The 17,677-nt window shown below is 55.5% G+C and carries 14 protein-coding genes; 7 read left to right on the forward strand and 7 right to left on the reverse strand.

Going from position 1 to position 17,677, the window contains the following annotated elements; genetic code table 11:
* Nucleotides 1-32: 32 nt before the first annotated feature.
* Both OGV83_RS15040 and OGV83_RS15045 read left to right on the forward strand, forming a co-directional pair.
* The gene (locus tag OGV83_RS15040; protein WP_338405121.1) at nucleotides 33-383 is read left to right on the forward strand and encodes a hypothetical protein; all 351 of its coding nucleotides are present in this window, start codon (nucleotides 33-35) and stop codon (nucleotides 381-383) included.
* A gap of 107 nt (nucleotides 384-490) precedes the next feature.
* A complete protein-coding gene (locus OGV83_RS15045) occupies nucleotides 491-1,360 on the forward strand; it encodes an aldo/keto reductase family oxidoreductase (protein WP_012132313.1) in 870 nt (289 codons plus the stop codon).
* A gap of 72 nt (nucleotides 1,361-1,432) precedes the next feature.
* Here OGV83_RS15045 and azoR read toward each other — a convergent pair whose 3' ends face one another.
* A complete protein-coding gene (gene azoR / locus OGV83_RS15050) occupies nucleotides 1,433-2,038 on the reverse strand; it encodes an FMN-dependent NADH-azoreductase (RefSeq protein WP_286463930.1) in 606 nt (201 codons plus the stop codon).
* Nucleotides 2,039-2,239: 201 nt separating this feature from the next.
* Here azoR and hrpA point away from each other — a divergent pair, with 201 nt between their 5' ends.
* Nucleotides 2,240-6,142: an ATP-dependent RNA helicase HrpA gene (gene hrpA / locus OGV83_RS15055; RefSeq protein WP_275155300.1), complete on the forward strand. Its 3,903-nt coding sequence runs from the start codon at nucleotides 2,240-2,242 to the stop codon at nucleotides 6,140-6,142.
* 8 nt (nucleotides 6,143-6,150) lie between these two features.
* Here hrpA and OGV83_RS15060 read toward each other — a convergent pair whose 3' ends face one another.
* Entirely contained in the window at nucleotides 6,151-7,056 is a 906-nt protein-coding gene (locus OGV83_RS15060) for a LysR family transcriptional regulator (protein ID WP_286463933.1), read from the reverse strand.
* Nucleotides 7,057-7,184: 128 nt separating this feature from the next.
* Between OGV83_RS15060 and OGV83_RS15065 the strand changes: the two genes are divergently transcribed.
* Complete coding sequence (locus OGV83_RS15065) at nucleotides 7,185-7,820, forward strand: LysE family translocator (RefSeq protein ID WP_286464021.1); 636 nt, start codon at nucleotides 7,185-7,187, stop codon at nucleotides 7,818-7,820.
* A 2-nt stretch (nucleotides 7,821-7,822) separates the two neighbouring features.
* Here the strand turns inward: OGV83_RS15065 and OGV83_RS15070 are convergent, their stop codons facing one another.
* From OGV83_RS15070 to OGV83_RS15080, 3 genes are read right to left on the reverse strand one after another with little or no spacing between them, the layout of a single operon-like run.
* Nucleotides 7,823-9,199 (reverse strand): efflux transporter outer membrane subunit, encoded by a 1,377-nt coding sequence (locus tag OGV83_RS15070; protein ID WP_286463935.1) that lies wholly within the window; start codon nucleotides 9,197-9,199, stop codon nucleotides 7,823-7,825.
* Nucleotides 9,196-10,278, reverse strand: a complete 1,083-nt coding sequence (locus tag OGV83_RS15075; protein ID WP_047463610.1) for an HlyD family secretion protein — start codon at nucleotides 10,276-10,278, stop codon at nucleotides 9,196-9,198. Before OGV83_RS15075 ends, OGV83_RS15070 begins: the two co-directional genes overlap by 4 nt.
* A 41-nt stretch (nucleotides 10,279-10,319) precedes the next feature.
* The gene (locus tag OGV83_RS15080) at nucleotides 10,320-11,972 is read right to left on the reverse strand and encodes an MFS transporter (RefSeq protein WP_049011895.1); all 1,653 of its coding nucleotides are present in this window, start codon (nucleotides 11,970-11,972) and stop codon (nucleotides 10,320-10,322) included.
* A gap of 270 nt (nucleotides 11,973-12,242) precedes the next feature.
* Here OGV83_RS15080 and OGV83_RS15085 point away from each other — a divergent pair, with 270 nt between their 5' ends.
* The gene (locus OGV83_RS15085) at nucleotides 12,243-13,043 is read left to right on the forward strand and encodes a YdcF family protein (protein ID WP_115614768.1); all 801 of its coding nucleotides are present in this window, start codon (nucleotides 12,243-12,245) and stop codon (nucleotides 13,041-13,043) included.
* A 204-nt stretch (nucleotides 13,044-13,247) separates the two neighbouring features.
* Nucleotides 13,248-14,687, forward strand: coding sequence for an aldehyde dehydrogenase (gene aldA, locus OGV83_RS15090; RefSeq protein ID WP_286463936.1), 1,440 nt, complete (start codon nucleotides 13,248-13,250; stop codon nucleotides 14,685-14,687).
* Nucleotides 14,688-14,726: 39 nt separating this feature from the next.
* Here aldA and OGV83_RS15095 read toward each other — a convergent pair whose 3' ends face one another.
* Both OGV83_RS15095 and gap read right to left on the reverse strand, forming a co-directional pair.
* Entirely contained in the window at nucleotides 14,727-15,653 is a 927-nt protein-coding gene (locus OGV83_RS15095; RefSeq protein WP_286463938.1) for an alpha/beta hydrolase, read from the reverse strand.
* Nucleotides 15,654-15,785: 132 nt separating this feature from the next.
* The gene (gap, locus tag OGV83_RS15100) at nucleotides 15,786-16,787 is read right to left on the reverse strand and encodes a type I glyceraldehyde-3-phosphate dehydrogenase (protein ID WP_058669192.1); all 1,002 of its coding nucleotides are present in this window, start codon (nucleotides 16,785-16,787) and stop codon (nucleotides 15,786-15,788) included.
* Nucleotides 16,788-16,977: 190 nt separating this feature from the next.
* Here gap and cybB point away from each other — a divergent pair, with 190 nt between their 5' ends.
* Nucleotides 16,978-17,508: a cytochrome b561 gene (gene cybB, locus OGV83_RS15105; RefSeq protein WP_012132327.1), complete on the forward strand. Its 531-nt coding sequence runs from the start codon at nucleotides 16,978-16,980 to the stop codon at nucleotides 17,506-17,508.
* The last annotated feature ends 169 nt before the right edge of the window (nucleotides 17,509-17,677 follow it).

Consider the following 17,677-nt stretch of genomic DNA (forward strand, 5'->3'; position numbering starts at 1 on the left):
CTAATAAGCATCTTCTACAGGCTCGCTTGTTGATGCAAACGCTTAATAGCTGGCGTTTCTTTTTGCTCTTCACTTTCCCACCGCTGGCCTGGGCTCTCCTGCTCTCACCACCGGGGATACTCCGCACAATGATCGCTATGATGAGCGGCATTGTCTGGTTTGGTTGCTGGCGACTGTGGCTTGATGCTCAGTATTTTTCTCTTATCAACGAAGAAAATAACGAGCAAGCTGGTGAAGTGCTTTGCTTTATCTGGCAGCGAGAAAAGCTACTGACGTTGACGCTTGCCGGGCGGTGGCAGGGGGCGTTAAAGCAGTGTCAGCGTACGTTGTACTGGGTTGCCATTCTGTGGCTGGGATGGTTGATGCTGTTGTTGTTCTATTGAGATATTGATTCTACGTATTTTCTGTTTTGTATGATAAAGCGCGATAATTTGCAGGGTAAGTTTCTATACTGTCTGCTCCGAAGCGATATTCAGCAAGAGGGGCAGTTATGGCAAGTCACGGTAATTCAGCGACGTTTTCTCTCGGTTCCCGGCAGGTAAAACGGCTGGGCTATGGGGCAATGCAACTGGCAGGACCTGGTGTATTTGGCCCGCCGAGAGACCGTCACGTCGCGCTGACGGTGCTTCGGGAGGCGATTTCGCTGGGTGTGAATCACATTGATACCAGCGATTTTTACGGCCCGCATGTTACGAACCAAATCATTCGAGAAGCGCTGCATCCGTATCCTGACGATCTGGCGATCGTCACCAAAATTGGCGCCCGTCGCGGGGAGGATGCGTCGTGGTTGCCCGCTTTCTCGCCTGCGGAATTGAAGCAGGCGGTTCACGATAATCTGCGTAATCTCGGACTTGATGTGCTGGATGTGGTCAACCTGCGCGTTATGTTCGGCGACGGTCATGGCCCGCATGAAGGATCTATCGAAGAGAGTTTTAGCGTGCTGGCTGAACTTCAGCAGCAGGGGCTGGTGAAGCATATCGGTCTGAGCAATGTCACCGCGAAACAGGTGGCTGAGGCAAGGAAGATTGCCGAAATTGTTTGCGTGCAGAATGAGTACAATATCGCCCATCGCCAGGATGACGCACTCATTGACGCGCTGGCGGGCGAGGGTATCGCTTATGTGCCGTTCTTCCCGCTGGGCGGGTTTACGCCGTTGCAGTCATCAACGCTCTCCGACGTTGCCGCCAGCCTGAATGCGACGCCAATGCAGGTTGCGCTGGCATGGTTGCTACAACGTTCAGCCAATATCCTGTTAATTCCGGGAACGTCATCAGTGACGCATTTGCGTGAAAATATGGCGGCAGGGGATTTGCAACTTTCGGATGAGGTTCTTGCGGTGCTGAATGGCATGAATGCCTGATGGAGGTTATCCGGCCTGCGGGAGGATGACACCCCTTGCAGGCCGGATGAGGCAAATTAGCGATGAAGAATCTTATGCAGCAACAACGCTGTCAATCGCCGCTTTGGCATCAGACTGCGCTTTGGCCGCAACTTCCGGGCCGTAAGCAATCCCTTCAGCAAACACGAAGTTCATGTCGGTGATACCAATAAAGCCCAGGAAGACTTTCAGGTACGGCGCGATCAGGTCTGTCGGCGTATCTTTGTGGATACCGCCACGGCTGGAGAGAATCACCGCACGTTTACCGGTCACCAGACCTTCCGGCCCTTTCTCGGTGTAACGGAAGGTGACGCCCGCGCGGGCAACCAGGTCAAAATAGTTTTTCAACTGAGTCGGGATGTTGAAGTTGTACATCGGCGCCGCAATGACGATCACATCGTGCGCTTGCAGTTCCGCGATCAGCTCGTCGGATAGCGACAGCGCATCCTGTTGACGAGGAGTCAGCGGAGCGTCGCTCGGGCGCAGGGCACCCACCAGTTCGCCATCCAGTACCGGAACAGGATTCGTGGCCAGGTCGCGCACGGTGATTGCATCCGCAGGATGCTTTTCGCGCCACTGTTCAACAAAATAATCAGACAACTGACCAGACTGAGAGTACCCTGCCAGAATACTGGATTTAAGAACTAATACTTTGCTCATGGGTGTTTCCTTTTATGTGTTTGAATGGGGTGAGCCCCGTTGCTTGTTGACACTCTATTCACAATCCTGTCGCAGAGATAGCGCAATATATCGAATCCTATGTTCGAAATTATTGAACAACACACGAAAAGCGCCGATGTGGTACTCTATACCAATCATTAAAAAGAGATTTTACCCGGCAGAGCACTGCCCTCTAATGCTATGACAGAACAACAGAAAATCACCTTCGCCGCACTTCAGCAACAGCTGGATACGCTGATGCTGCGTGACAGGCAGCGCTTTGCCCGCCGCCTGCATGGCGTGAAGAAGGTTAAAAAACCTGATGCACAACAGGCCATTCTCCTGGAGATGGCGAAAGAGATTGAACAGGCAGCAGGTAAAATTGTGCTGCGCGAAGCCGCCAGACCGGAAATAACGTATCCAGAAAACCTGCCTGTCAGCCAGAAAAAACAGGCCATCCTGGAGGCCGTTCGCGACCACCAGGTGGTGATTGTGGCGGGGGAGACCGGCTCGGGTAAAACCACGCAGTTGCCGAAAATTTGTATGGAGCTGGGGCGCGGTATTAAAGGGCTGATCGGCCATACGCAGCCGCGTCGTTTGGCGGCGCGTACCGTTGCCAACCGTATTGCCGAAGAGTTGCAAACGGAACCGGGCGGCTGCATCGGTTATAAAGTCCGTTTCAGCGATCACGTCAGCGACAACACGATGGTCAAGCTGATGACGGACGGTATCCTGCTGGCGGAAATCCAGCAGGACAGGCTGCTGATGCAGTACGACACCATCATCATTGATGAAGCGCACGAGCGCAGCCTGAATATCGATTTTCTGCTTGGCTACCTGAAAGAGCTGTTGCCGCGTCGCCCGGATCTGAAAATCATCATCACCTCCGCGACCATCGACCCGGAGCGCTTCTCGCGTCATTTTAACAATGCGCCGATCATTGAAGTTTCCGGCAGAACGTACCCGGTTGAGGTGCGCTATCGCCCGATTGTCGAAGAAGCGGACGATACCGAGCGCGATCAGCTTCAGGCGATTTTTGACGCGGTGGATGAACTGGGGCGTGAAAGTCCCGGCGATATCCTGATCTTTATGAGCGGCGAGCGTGAAATCCGCGATACCGCCGATGCGCTCAATAAACTCAATTTGCGCCATACCGAAGTATTGCCGCTGTATGCACGTCTCTCTAACAGCGAGCAGAACCGCGTGTTCCAGTCGCACAACGGACGTCGCATCGTGCTGGCGACTAACGTGGCGGAAACCTCGCTGACCGTACCGGGCATTAAGTACGTTATCGATCCCGGCACCGCGCGCATCAGTCGCTACAGCTACCGCACCAAAGTGCAGCGGCTGCCGATTGAACCGGTTTCACAGGCTTCCGCTAACCAGCGTAAAGGCCGCTGCGGCCGTGTGTCGGAAGGGATCTGCATCCGTCTGTATTCGGAAGATGACTTCCTGTCGCGCCCGGAATTTACCGACCCGGAGATTCTGCGTACCAACCTGGCTTCGGTTATTTTGCAAATGACGGCGCTGGGGCTGGGCGATATCGCCGCATTCCCGTTTGTTGAAGCGCCGGATAAACGCAACATTCAGGACGGCGTGCGTCTGCTGGAAGAGCTTGGGGCGATTACGACCGATGAGCAGCAAACGGCTTATAAACTGACGCCTTCAGGACGCCAGTTGTCGCAGCTGCCGGTAGACCCACGTCTGGCGCGGATGGTGCTGGAAGCGCAGAAACACGGCTGCGTGCGTGAGGCGATGATCATCACCTCCGCGCTGTCTATTCAGGACCCGCGTGAGCGCCCGATGGATAAACAGCAGGCGTCCGATGAGAAGCACCGTCGTTTCCACGATAAAGAGTCTGACTTCCTCGCCTTTGTGAATCTGTGGAATTACCTCGGCGAGCAGCAGAAAGCGCTGTCGTCGAACCAGTTCCGCCGCCTGTGCCGCACCGATTACCTGAACTATCTGCGTGTGCGCGAATGGCAGGATATCTATACCCAATTGCGCCAGGTGGTGAAAGAGCTGGGTATTCCGGTAAACAGCGAACCGGCGCAATACCGTGAAGTGCATATCGCGTTGCTGACCGGGCTGCTGTCGCATATCGGGATGAAAGATGCCGACAAGCAGGAGTATACCGGCGCGCGTAACGCCCGTTTCTCCATCTTCCCGGGTTCCGGTTTGTTCAAGAAGCCGCCGAAGTGGGCGATGGTCGCAGAACTGGTGGAAACCAGCCGCCTGTGGGGGCGCATTGCGGCGCGCATCGATCCAGAGTGGGTGGAACCGGTTGCCCAGCATCTGATTAAGCGTTCTTACAGCGAACCGCACTGGGAGCGGGCGCAGGGCGCGGTGATGGCGACGGAGAAAGTGACCGTGTACGGTCTGCCGATAGTGGCCGCGCGTAAGGTGAATTACAGCCAGATCGACCCGGCGCTGTGTCGCGAGTTGTTTATTCGTCATGCGCTGGTAGAGGGCGACTGGCAGACGCGCCACGCCTTCTTCCGCGACAACCTGAAGCTGCGTGCGGAAGTGGAAGAACTGGAGCACAAATCGCGCCGTCGCGACATTCTGGTCGATGATGAGACGCTGTTTGAGTTCTACGACCAGCGCATCAGTCATGACGTGATCTCCGCGCGCCACTTCGACAACTGGTGGAAAAAAGTCAGCCGTGAAACGCCGGATCTGCTCAACTTTGAAAAGAGTATGCTCATCAAAGAGGGCGCGGAAAAAATCAGCAAGCTGGATTACCCGAACTTCTGGCACCAGGGAAATCTTAAGCTGCGGCTGAGCTATCAGTTTGAACCGGGTGCCGACGCCGACGGCGTCACCGTCCATATCCCGCTTCCGTTGTTAAACCAGGTGGAAGAGTCCGGGTTTGAATGGCAAATTCCAGGTCTGCGCCGTGAGCTGGTGATTGCGCTGATTAAATCGCTGCCGAAACCGGTACGACGGAACTTTGTTCCGGCGCCGAACTATGCCGAAGCGTTTTTAGGTCGCGTAACGCCGCTGGAGCTACCGTTGATGGATGCGCTGGAGCGTGAATTGCGGCGGATGACCGGCGTGACGGTAGATCGCGAAGACTGGCACTGGGATCAGGTGCCCGATCATCTGAAGATCACCTTCCGCGTGGTGGATGACAAAAACAAGAAGTTGCAGGAAGGGCGCGCTTTGCAGGGGCTGAAAGAGGCGCTGAAAGGGAAAGTCCAGGAGACGCTCTCGGCGGTGGCAGATGACGGCATCGAGCAGAGTGGGCTGCACATCTGGAGTTTCGGTCAGCTGCCGGAAAGCTATGAGCAGAAACGCGGCAATTACAAAGTGAAGGCGTGGCCTGCGCTGGTCGATGAGCGTGATAGCGTCGCCATCAGGCTGTTCGACAATCCGCTGGAGCAGCAACAGGCAATGTGGTGCGGTTTACGCCGCTTGCTGCTGCTGAATATTCCGTCGCCGATTAAGTATCTGCACGAAAAACTGCCGAACAAAGCCAAGCTCGGTCTGTACTTTAACCCGTATGGCAAAGTGCTGGAGTTGATTGACGACTGTATCTCCTGCGGCGTGGACAAGCTGATCGACGCCAATGGCGGCCCGGTATGGACGGAAGAGGCTTTTGCCGCGCTGCATGAGAAGGTGCGTGCTGAGCTGAACGACACCGTTGTCGATATCGCGAAGCAGGTCGAGCAGATCCTGACCGCCGTGTTCACGATCAACAAACGTCTGAAAGGACGCGTGGATATGACGATGGCGCTGGGGCTGTCTGATATCAAAGCGCAAATGGGTGGGCTGGTGTATCGCGGTTTTGTCACCGGCAACGGCTTTAAGCGCCTCGGCGATACGCTGCGCTATTTGCAGGCGATTGAAAAACGGCTGGAGAAACTGGCGGTTGATCCGCACCGTGACAGGGCGCAGATGCTGAAAATCGAAAGCGTGCAGCAGGCCTGGCAGCAGTGGATTAACAAGCTGCCGCCAGCCCGCCGTGATGACGACGACGTCAAAGAAATCCGCTGGATGATTGAGGAGCTGCGCGTCAGCTACTTTGCACAACAGCTCGGCACGCCGTACCCGATCTCCGATAAGCGCATTTTACAGGCGATGGAGCAAATCAGCCTGTAGCTCCATGCTCAGCTCAGGCAGGAGATACCCGAAGGTATCTCCTGCGGCGCGGCGCGCTTTAGCCTGTCATAAAGCAGCGCAATGTCTTTTTCGAATGCCGTATCTTGCGGCCAGACCAGATAGTAGCCTTCTCCGGTTGCCACCGCTTCATTGAACGGAAGGGCGAGCAGACCGCTTTTTACCGCCTCCAGGCTGAGCAGCAGATCGCCCACGGAGACGCCATGCCCCCTTATCGCCGCCTGATTTCCCTGTTCCAGCGTGTCGAACACTTTTCCCCGGCGGGTATTCAGCCCGTTAAATTTACCGCTGCGTGCCAGCCATCGCGTCCAGTCGCGCCGGTCTGGCGAAGGGTGAATAAGCTCGCAGTCGGCAATGTTTTCTCGTACCTGTTCAAGCAGCGCGGGGGCGCATATCGGGATCAGCCACTCTTTAAAAAGCAGCCTGTTTTGCGTGCCGGAACCAAAATGACCATTGCCTAACAGGATGGCGCAGTGAAAGGGTTCGCGATTGAAATCCACCGTATCGGTGTCCATCCAGACGCTGGAAAGCTCCACGTTAAGCGAGGGTTCCTGCTGATGTACGCTGTTCAGCACGTCCAGCAACCAGCCCATTGTCAGGGTTGAGGGCGCCTTTAAGCGCAGACCGTGCTGCTGGTTGCGAAACGCGGAGCAGGCGTTTTCCAGCGTCCGAAAGCCTGCGGCCAGTTGCTCCGCCAGCGTGCGTCCCGCTTCCGTTACCTCAACCTGCGGGCCGTTGCGGTGAAACATCGAGCAGTCAAACGTTGTCTCCAGGGTACGGATGTGTCTGCTGATCGCGCCCGGAGTGACGTTCAGCGCGTCAGCGGCTTTGCTGAATGATCCGAGGCGGGCGGCGGCTTCAAAAGCGCGCAGGGCATACAGTGGCGGCAGAGTCATGGCGATACGCTATTGTGAGTTTTACTCACATTAAATAGCAGTTTTATTCGTTTTTCAAACGTCATCGCTCGCTGAATAATGCCGGGAGTTTCCGGGCCTGTGTGCGTTATGAAGGAGAAAAGGCGTTGATTAATCTGACATTGCTGAGTGCGTATAGTTTATCGGTTTTACTGTTGCTGGTCACGCCCGGCCCGGTGGTTGCGCTGGTAACCGGAACGGCGGCCCGGCACGGTGCGCGTAAAGCCTTTGTGACGGTGATCGGAACGAACAGCGCCTCTCTGGTGCTGATTATCCTGGCGGCGCTGATGCTGGCCGGGGTGGTGTCGATCTCCGGTTTGTTTCTGTCTTTGCTGGGGATCGCAGGGTCGTTGTATATCGGCTACGGCGCGTTAATCAGCCTGCGGGCGGGGAAACCGCAGGCAAATGCGCAAGAAAACACGGTCGCTGCGGGCGACGGCGGGGTGATCCGGGGATTTATTACCGGCATTTCAAATCCGAAAGACATCCTTTTCTTTGTCGCTTTCTTCCCTCAGTTTATTGCGGTGACGCAGAACTTCGCCGCCAGCATTATGACGCTGACGGTGGTGTGGATAATTTTTGATTTTGCTGTTTTATCGCTGTACATCCTGCTCATCAATAACTGGTTGTCACCGCATCACAGCCGGCGTATTGGGCTGGCGTCATCGCTGTTTTTGCTGGTGATATCGCTGTCTGGCCTGGTCTATAACGTCCGCGAAATCATTCACCACTTGCCGTACGGATGACGTCAGACTGACCAGCCGCCGCCCAGCGCTTTGTAGAGATCAATCTGTGCCAGCAGCAGATTGTTTTTCACCTGCACCACATTGGTTTGCACTGAGAACAGCGTGCGCTGGGCGTCCAGTACATCCAGATAAGACGAATAGCCATTGCGATAGCGATTCTGGGCGATGCGCAATGTTTCCTGCGCCACATCCTGCTGCGCCTGTAATTCACTGAGCTGTTCCTGATAGCGAGTGATGGCGTCGAGGCTATCGTTTACCTCTCTGAAAGCGTTACGCACGGTTTTTTCATAACTGTACAGCGCCTGATTACGCTGGGACTGGGAAATATCGACCTGCGCATTCAATGCCTGACGGTTAAGCAGAGGGGCGAGAATGCTGCCGCCGATACTCCATAAGCGGAGCGGGTCGTCAAGAAGACCGGGGAGCGTGCGATCCTGCACCGATCCGGTCGCCGTCAGGTTGATCGACGGCAGCAGGCTGGCGCGAGAGGCGGCAAGCGTCGCATCGGTCGCAATAAGCTGTCTCTCGGCCTGCACAACATCAGGACGGCGGTTGAGCAACGAAGAGGGCAACTGTGACGGCAACGTTAAGGGCGTCAGCGCATCAAAACGGTCGCTACGGGCCAGCCGCGTCGGGTTGCTGCCCAGCAGAAGACTCAGCGCGTTTTCCTGTTGTGCGATCTGGTGCTCAAGCAGGGGAATTTGCGCGCGCGTCGAGCGAAGCTCAGAATCCGACTGCATCAATTCCAGGCGCGAGCTGTAGCCTGTTTCATATTGCCGTTTTGCCAGGTTCCAGGCTTCTTCACGCGATTTCAGCGTCGATTTTGTCACGTTGAACTGCTCATCCAGCGCCAGCAGCGTGACATAACCGGACGCAACGGACGAGGCAACGGTCAGATCGGCGGCGGCCGCCGCCGCTTTTTGCACCGCCAGCGAGGCCTGCGCCGCACTGGCGGTGCTGCGATTAACGCCCCAGATATCGACATCGTAGCTTGCCGTCAGGCTGCCCTTATACAACGTGCTGTAGATCGGAAGTCCGGTTGCCGCAGACTGCGTTCGCGCCCGCGCCCCGCTAACGCCCGCATCCAGCGAGGGGAACAGGCTGCCTTCGGCGGCATAGACCCTGGCCTGGTATTCATTTACCCGTTCGCGGGCAATCAGCACGTCACTGTTATTTTGCAGCGCCTGATCGACATAACGATTCAGATGACTGTCGTGAAAATTTCTCCACCATACCTGTTCTGTTGCGCTGGCGGGGCCGGTGGCGGTTCGCCAGGCGGCGGGGATTTGCAAAGACGGTTTTGCGGGTGCCACATCAACCGACTGACAGCCACTGAGCAGCAGGGCGAACAGCAAAGCGGCAACGGGACGGCGCGTCATTGTTTCGCCTCCCGGGTATCGATATGTACCTGCACCGACATGCCCGGACGCAATCGCGCAATCTCCTCCGGTTTACCCAGCACCTCCACCCGAACCGGAATGCGCTGGGCGATTTTGACAAAGTTGCCGGTCGCGTTATCCGGCGTAATGGCGCTGAACTCCACGCCGGTTGCCGGAGAAATGCTCTCCACCCGGCCTTCATAAGCCCGATCATTCAGCGCATCGACGGTAAACCGTACCGGCTGACCCACGCGCAGCTCCGCCAGTTGCGTCTCTTTAATATTGGCGATAACCCAGTGCTGCGGCGGCACCAGCGTGGTGAGGTGCGTTCCGGCGGTGACATACGCGCCGAGGCGGACGGCAATCTGCCCAAGCTGGCCATCGCGCGGCGCGACAATGCGGGTATTTTGCAGATCGATCTGCGCCAGCTCTAACGCTGCGCGGGCATTTTCAACGTCGGCTTCCAGCGCTCCCCGGTTGACGATCACCGTTTGTAAATCCTGTCGTGACATCTCCAGCGTGGCTTTCGCCTGGTCGATATCCGCGCTGCCTTGCGCGGCGCTGGCCAGCGCCGCATCGCGTTCACGAATCGACAGTGAACCGTCGGCGGTGAGATCTTTCACGCGTTTCAAATCTGCCTGGGTTTTCAAACTTTGCGCTTTGGCGTTCTTCAGTACCGCTTCATTGCGCGCAATCACGGCTTCGGCGCTTTTACGCTGTTGCAGGTTGTTATTTAACGCGGCGATTTTCATGGCCAGCTGTGCTTCGGCCTGATGGACACGCTGGCGATAAATACGGTCGTCGATCTGCATCAGCAGTTCGCCTTTTTTCACCTGCACAAAGTCCTGCACATTCACCTGCGTGATATATCCATTCACCTGCGGGCTAATAAAGGTGGTTTGTCCACGCACATAGGCGTTATCCGTAAATTGCGTATGGCGGGTAAACGGCGGTAATTGCCAGGCGTAGAGGATCACCAGAACCCCGACGAGGCCAATGGCGGCAGCGGCAAAAATTGACACCACACGGAGATTGTTTCGGGTATTTGCCTGCTCTTTGGCGGCATCCTGCTGACTCATAGCGGCTCCTGAGGTAAAGCGATAAACATAATTTTCATTTGTTACTTGGTTCCGGTGGCTTTTTTCAGCGCCATCCGGGCGGTAATACGCAGTCGCAGCAAGCGCCATAAAATCCAGATTAGCGTAGCGGCGGCAATGCTGGCCGTCAGTAAATAAGTATCGTTATAGGCGAGGATATTTGCCTCAAGCGACGTAACGGTTTGTAGCTGGGCGATCGCCTGGGTGTTCAGCAATGCGCTGTCGCCAATCAGGCTTTTGTACATCTGGCTGTACATCTGTAGACGCTCATTCACCAGCGGATTTAGCGTGGTGAGCTGATCGGCCAGCAGGCTGGAGTGATATTTTTCACGCCAGGTCTGGAACGTGCCGAGAATGGCGGAGCCCAGCAGACCGCCGATGTTCTGACTCATCCCAAATAAGACGGAAAAACTGACCAGGTTGCGCGGATCGGCGATGACGCCGCCGATACCCGCCAGCATTGCCGGGGCAAGGAAGAACGCGCTGCCAAAGCCGAGTAAGAATTGGCTGACCATTAACTGGTCGGGGCGCGTCAGGTTTGTGGAGTGGCTGTCGAGCAGCGAGGCGACGATCATCAATGCCAGCGACGTAATCACGGGCCAGGCCAGCCGCGTCGGTTTAATCGTCAGGCAACTGGTGATGATGCCGCACACAATGCCAGCGAAAATTGACCAGGCCAGATGCGTCATTTGCTCATTCTGTAAGCCAGCGTATTGCAGCCAGCCAATTACGCCGGTGTTTTGCTCCGCCAGCACAATGCGGATCAGCAACATAATCAGCCCCAGGCGGAGAATACTGCCGCTGGAGAGCCAGCGCGTATTCAACAGCGGATTGCTGCGGTTATGCTCGAACACAATTGCGCTGATGATGAGTACCGTCGCCAGCGCCAGAGACCAGCCAATCCAGGGGGCTTCGAACCACCAGTCCAGTCGCCCCAGCGACAGCACGGCGCAGACCAGCGCCATGCCGGGCGCGAGCAGAATAAAAGTAATAAAGTCTTTCTTTTCAAAAACCTTACGTCTGTCGCCGGGAGGCAGTTTTAAGGCGATGACGCAGCCCAGCGAAACCAGCGCCAGTCCCAGCTCAAAGAAGTACAGGCCGCGCCACTCATCCAGTTGCAGCAGTTCGGTAGAGAACAACCGGGCGAGGGGAATAGCCAGCGACGACCCGGTAATACCGATCGTTAACGCTTTCAGACGGTGTTTCGCAGGCCAGGCCTGTATCTGATAATAAATACCCAGCGAACTGAGCGCGGCGGCGACCATACCGTGCGCCGCGCGTACCATTAGCGCGGAACTCAGATCGTTGACGAAGAGGTGAAAAAAGGTGACCAGCACATACAGCACCAGAAAACCTTCGGTAAATGCCCGCAGACCAAACTGCTGGCGAAATTTCACCAGCAGCAGGTTAATTGAGACATTGGTCATGACATAAACGGCTGGCAGCCAGGCGATCTCCGTCGACCAGGCGGCAAAGGTGCCCTGTAAATTTTGCAGATTCGCGGTCACGACCGCGTTCCCGAGTGCGCCGGTCAGACACACCAGCAGGCCGACCACGCCGTAGGCGATGCGTTTCGGCGTGCTGTGAATGGGAGTCGAAGGTGAGCCTAACAGCGCGGGCTTTTCGTGAGGCTGCCACTCGCGAGGAGCATAAGGATCGCGTTGGGGCAGGCGCATAACGTCGTATACCTTTGTATTATTTTAATGATTAGCGGGCTAATGATTCTACGTCTGACGTAAACCATAATTCAAGTGAATATGAAAACGCCCGGTAAATCAAATATTCATTGCCGTTAAGCCGGGATTTTCGCTCATTGAACGTTGTTTGACATCAACGCTTTATCTCACCCTCGCACCACAGGATAATCAGCGGATCGTCTTTCGGAGTGATCTGGTACTCACCAGAAGCCACTCCGGTACTCTGCAAGGAACACAGGAGGAAGAACCATGAGAATGAGACCGTTTCCGGCATTATCCAGTGCAACGCTGGAAGCAGCGAACACGCTGGGGCATTGGCTGGCCCAAAATGACTTCTCTGGTGACGCGCCGTATCAGGCTGACTGCGTTGTGCTGGCGGGGAATGCCGTCATCCCGGTGATAGACGCCGCCTGTAACATAGCGAAAGCGCAGCAGATCCCGCTGTTGATCAGCGGCGGTATCGGCCATTCCACCACGTTTCTCTATGCCGCCATCGCCGGGCACCCGCGCTACAACACCATACGCACCACCGGGCGTACGGAAGCCAAAATTCTTGCGGATATCGCTCATCAGTTCTGGCAGATCCCGACGGAGAACATTTGGCCAGAAGACAAATCAACAAACTGCGGTGAGAACGCGCAGTTTAGCTGCGCCCTGATTGGTCAGGTATCGGCGCCCATTAACACCGCTATTATCGTACAGGACCCGACAATGCAACGCCGGACGATGGCGACGTTCCGCCGCGTCACCTGCGACGATCCCGATTCGCCCCGCTGGTTGAGCTATCCTGGTATTGTCCCGACGCTGTGCCAGCACGATGACGGCGTGGATTTTGCCGGAGAACAGAAGGGGTTGTGGTCCGTGGATCGCTATCTCTCCCTGATTGCGGGAGAGCTTCCGCGCTTACGGGATGATGAAACCGGCTACGGGCCGCGTGGCCGCGACTTTATTGTGCACGTTGATATTCCCGCTGACGTTGAGGCGGCGTGGCAGACGCTGCAAAATGACGCTGACCTGATTGAGACCATGAACAGTCGTTCGTTGCGTTAATGTTACTTTCTTGCCCGTTTGCGGAAATTTACGCTCAAACGGGCAAACTCTCTCCCCGATATCGCCTCTCTGACAGAACCTTCCTGGCTGCTTTTATGAAGCACATCACAAAACCAGCACCGCAGACGACCCTGAGAACATGTGATTGTTATTACTTAACAATGATTTTACTTGTTAAAAACAATTTAATTACAGGAGCAGCGAATGTCCGCACCCGTACAACACCCGATGTATATCAATGGTCAATTTGTTAGCTGGCAGGGAGACGCATGGATTGATGTGGTGAATCCCGCCACCGAAGAACTGCTCTCCCGTATTCCTGATGGCGGCGCGCAAGAGGCGCGTCAGGCCATTGACGCCGCTGCGCGCGCTCAGCCGGAATGGGAGGCGCTGCCTGCGATTGAACGCGCGGGGTGGCTGAGAAAGATCGCGGCAGGGATTCGTGAGCGGGCAGAAGAGATCAGTGCGCTGATTGTCGCGGAAGGCGGAAAAATCCAGCAGCTGGCGCAGGTGGAAGTCGCGTTCACCGCCGACTACATCGAATATATGGCCGAGTGGGCGCGCCGTTATGAAGGCGAGATCCTGCAAAGCGACCGCCCCGGAGAAAATATTCTGGTCTTTAAACGCGCGCTGGGCGTCACCACCGGGATTCTGCCGTGGAACTTTCCGTTCTTTTTGATTGCCCGGAAGCTCGCTCCGGCGTTGTTGACCGGGAATACCATCGTCATTAAACCCAGCGAATTTACGCCAAACAATGCCATTGCTTTCGCGCAGATCGTGCATGACATCGGCTTACCGAAAGGCGTATTCAACCTGGTGCTGGGACGCGGTGAAACGGTTGGGCAGGAGCTGGCGGGGAACCCGAAAGTCGCGATGGTAAGCATGACCGGCAGCGTGGTTGCCGGCGAGAAAATTATGGCGGCGGCAGCGAAAAACATCACTAAAGTTTGCCTGGAACTGGGCGGGAAAGCCCCGGCAATCGTGATGGACGATGCGGATCTTGAACTGGCCGTGAAAGCGATTGTGGATTCCAGAGTGATCAACACCGGGCAGGTCTGTAACTGTGCTGAGCGCGTTTATGTGCAAAAAGGGATTTACGATCGCTTTGTGAACCGTCTGGGCGAGGCGATGAAAGCGGTTCAGTTTGGCGATCCGGCACAGCGTGATGACATCGCTATGGGGCCGCTGATTAACGCTGCCGCGCTGGAGCGGGTAGAGCAGAAAGTGGCGCGCGCCGTACAGGAGGGCGCTCGCGTGGAGTTGGGCGGCAAGGCCGTGGAGGGCAAAGGTTATTATTATCCACCGACGTTGCTGCTGGACGTTCGCCAGGAGATGACCATCATGCATGAGGAGACATTTGGCCCCGTGCTACCGGTTGTGGCGTTTGATACGCTGGAAGAGGCGCTGGAGATGGCGAACGACAGCGATTACGGTCTGACATCGTCTGTATATACGCAAAACCTGAATGTTGCGATGAAGGCGATCGGCGGGCTGAAATTCGGCGAGACCTACATCAATCGCGAAAACTTTGAGGCGATGCAGGGATTCCATGCTGGCTGGCGCAAGTCAGGTATTGGCGGGGCAGATGGCAAACACGGTCTGAACGAGTATCTGCAAACGCAGGTGGTTTATTTGCAGTCCTGATGTAACAGGCCGGGGTTTTCCCCGGCCTGCTAATGGCGGTCACACTTTGGTCGCAATCCAGTTCATCATCAGTTCCGGCCAGACCGCGACCGGCAATCCCTGCGTATCACGAATGCCAAACCCGTGTTTTCCTCGCTCAAACAAATGCATTTCCACCGCTACGCCAGAACGGCGCAGCGCGTTAAAAAATACCAGGCTGTTTTCCACCTTTACCGCCGGATCGTCGATGGCATGCAGCAGAAATGTGGGCGGCGTATCGGCATCCACGCGTTCCTCAAGCGAGTAGTGGCGAATCTGTTCATCGTCAGGTTCCACGCCCATCAGTTCAAGGCGTGAGCCGGGATGATGAATGTCGTCACGCATGGTGATGACCGGATAGACCAGCGCCATAAAAGCAGGGCGGGCGTTGATTTCATCCAGGCTGTCGATGGGGGGACTGGCGGGTTCAGCAAAGCGCGTTCCCAGACTGGCGGCGACATGCGCACCGGCAGAAAAACCCAGCACCCCGATGCGTTCCGGGTCGATCTTCCACGCTTGCGCATTGGCGCGAAGATAGCGCATCGCGCGCTGCACATCCGCCAGCGGCGCGTTTGCCCCCTCAGCATGGCCATCTCCGGGCATCCGGTAGGTCATCACGAACAGGGTATAACCACGCGCATTAAAAAAGGGCGCCAGCGCGCTGCCTTCTTTGTCCAGTACGACGCGCCGGTAGGAACCGCCAGGCGTCACGAGAAGCCCCACGCCGTTGGGTTTATCTGGCGCGTAAACGGTGATTTCAGGAGATCGGACGCCCGTGACGGCGCGATCGAAGATGGATGTACCGGTATGCCGCGGTTCTGGCGTAAAAACAGCATCGCTGTTTTTCGCTCCGGGGGCTTCGCCATCAGGCCAGAGGGTAAATGTGGCTGAGCGGGAGACGGCTTGCGCCATCATTTCTTCTAAGGTTTCGCGGCTGAATACGTCCATGACTGTGCTCACTCAGTGATAAATGTTATCTATAACACAGTTAATCCATTGAAAATCGGAAGGGATTCACATCGTCTTGAATGACCAGATAAATAGTGAAAACGGCGGAGGAACAATGCCTCCGCCAGAGGGTCAGAGTTTGGCGAATTTATCCAGCGTGCGAATAAGTTGGGTTACAAAACCGTACTCGTTATCGTACCAGGCGACGGTTTTCACCAGTTGCAGATCGCCCACTGTGCTGATTTCAGTTTGCGTGGCATCGAACACCGAACCGAAATGTGAGCCGATGATATCGGAAGAGACGATCTCTTCATCGGTATAGCCAAACGACGGATTATGGGTTGTCGCTTTCTTCAGCGCCGCGTTGATCTCTTCCGCAGTGACTTTTTTCTCCAGAATCGAGACCAGTTCGGTTACAGAGCCGGTTTTCACCGGGACGCGCTGAGCATGGCCTTTAAGTTTTCCGCTCAGTTCAGGAATCACCAGACCAATAGCCTTCGCCGCGCCGGTGGTGTGGGGGATGATGTTTTCCACCGCCGCCCGCGAAGCGCGCAGATCCTTCCCGCGCGGCCCGTCAACCAGCGACTGGGTTCCGGTGTAGGCGTGAATTGTGGTCATGGTGCCAACCTGAATGCCAAAGTTGTCATTCAGCGCTTTCGCCATCGGCGCCAGGCAGTTAGTGGTGCAGGATGCGACAGAAACAATCTGGTCGCTGGCATCCAGCGTGTCGTCATTCACGTTGAAGACAATGGTTTTCATATCGCCAGCCGGGGCGGAAATCAGCACTTTTTTAGCGCCAGCGTCGAGGTGCGCTTTGGACTTCTCGGCTGAGGTATAGAAGCCGGTGCACTCGACAATGATCCCGGCGCCGGTGGTTTTCCACGGAATATTTTTAGCCTCTTTTTCTGCGTAAACCGCAATTTTTTTGCCGTCCACAATCAGCGCGTCTTCGGTGAAATCCACACTCCAGGGGAATACGCCGTAGTTTGAGTCATATTTCAACAGATACGCGAGGATTTTAGGGGAGGTCAGGTCATTGATGGCGACAACATCAATGTCGCTTTTCACTTCCAGCAGACGACGTAACACCAGACGACCGATACGACCAAAGCCGTTAATGCCAATTTTACTCATGGTTTTCTCCTGTCAGGATGCAACGGTACGACACATTTTTTCCCTACCAGGCATAGTCCAGTCAGGCGTCCAGGGCAATAACAGATTTTGCGGCTAAGCGTAACTGGTTGAAATTGGGTGAACAAAAGTTAATGAATTTTTAACAAAAGCTCGCTATGTTGACGCTTTATTTTTTTACTCAGGACGTGTTATGAGCAATAAGTACACAAGCCTGCAAATTGGCATCCACTGGCTGGTCTTTTTACTGGTTATTGTGACCTACTGTGCGATGGAGTTGAGGGGATTTGCGCCCCGCAGCTATCGTCCGTGGATCAATATGGTTCATGTCTCGTGCGGGATGACCATCCTGGTGTTGATGGTGACGCGCCTGCTGGTCAGACTGAAATACCCGGCGCCGCCCATTGTGCCAAAACCAAAGCCGATGGTGACCGGAATGGCGCATCTTGGGCATCTGGTGATCTATCTGCTGTTTATTGTCTTGCCGATTATTGGCCTGGTGATGATGTATAACCGGGGCAATCCCTGGGTTGCGTTCGGCCTGGTGATGCCGCATGCGTCAGACGCTAATTTTGAGGTGGTGGATATGCTGAAAACCTGGCATATCACGCTGGCGAAACTGGGGTATTTTGTCATTGGTTTGCATGCCGCAGCGGCGCTGATGCATCACTACGTCTGGAAAGACAATACGCTATTGCGCATGATGCCGCGCAAACGTTCCTGACTCTTCTCACCACCCCGCGTAATGCGGGGTTTCTTTTAGAAAACACCTGCGTGTAACCAGACCCGTGACGCAGGTGAAGAAAACGGGTCTACATCGGAAGCGGGCAGTATAGCCATTTGTCATACAAATAGCGAGATGCTGCTGTTGGTTTTACAGCCACATAACAAAT

This window comes from Citrobacter sp. CK189, assembly GCF_030333505.1.
Lineage (GTDB): Bacteria > Pseudomonadota > Gammaproteobacteria > Enterobacterales > Enterobacteriaceae > Citrobacter_B > Citrobacter_B koseri.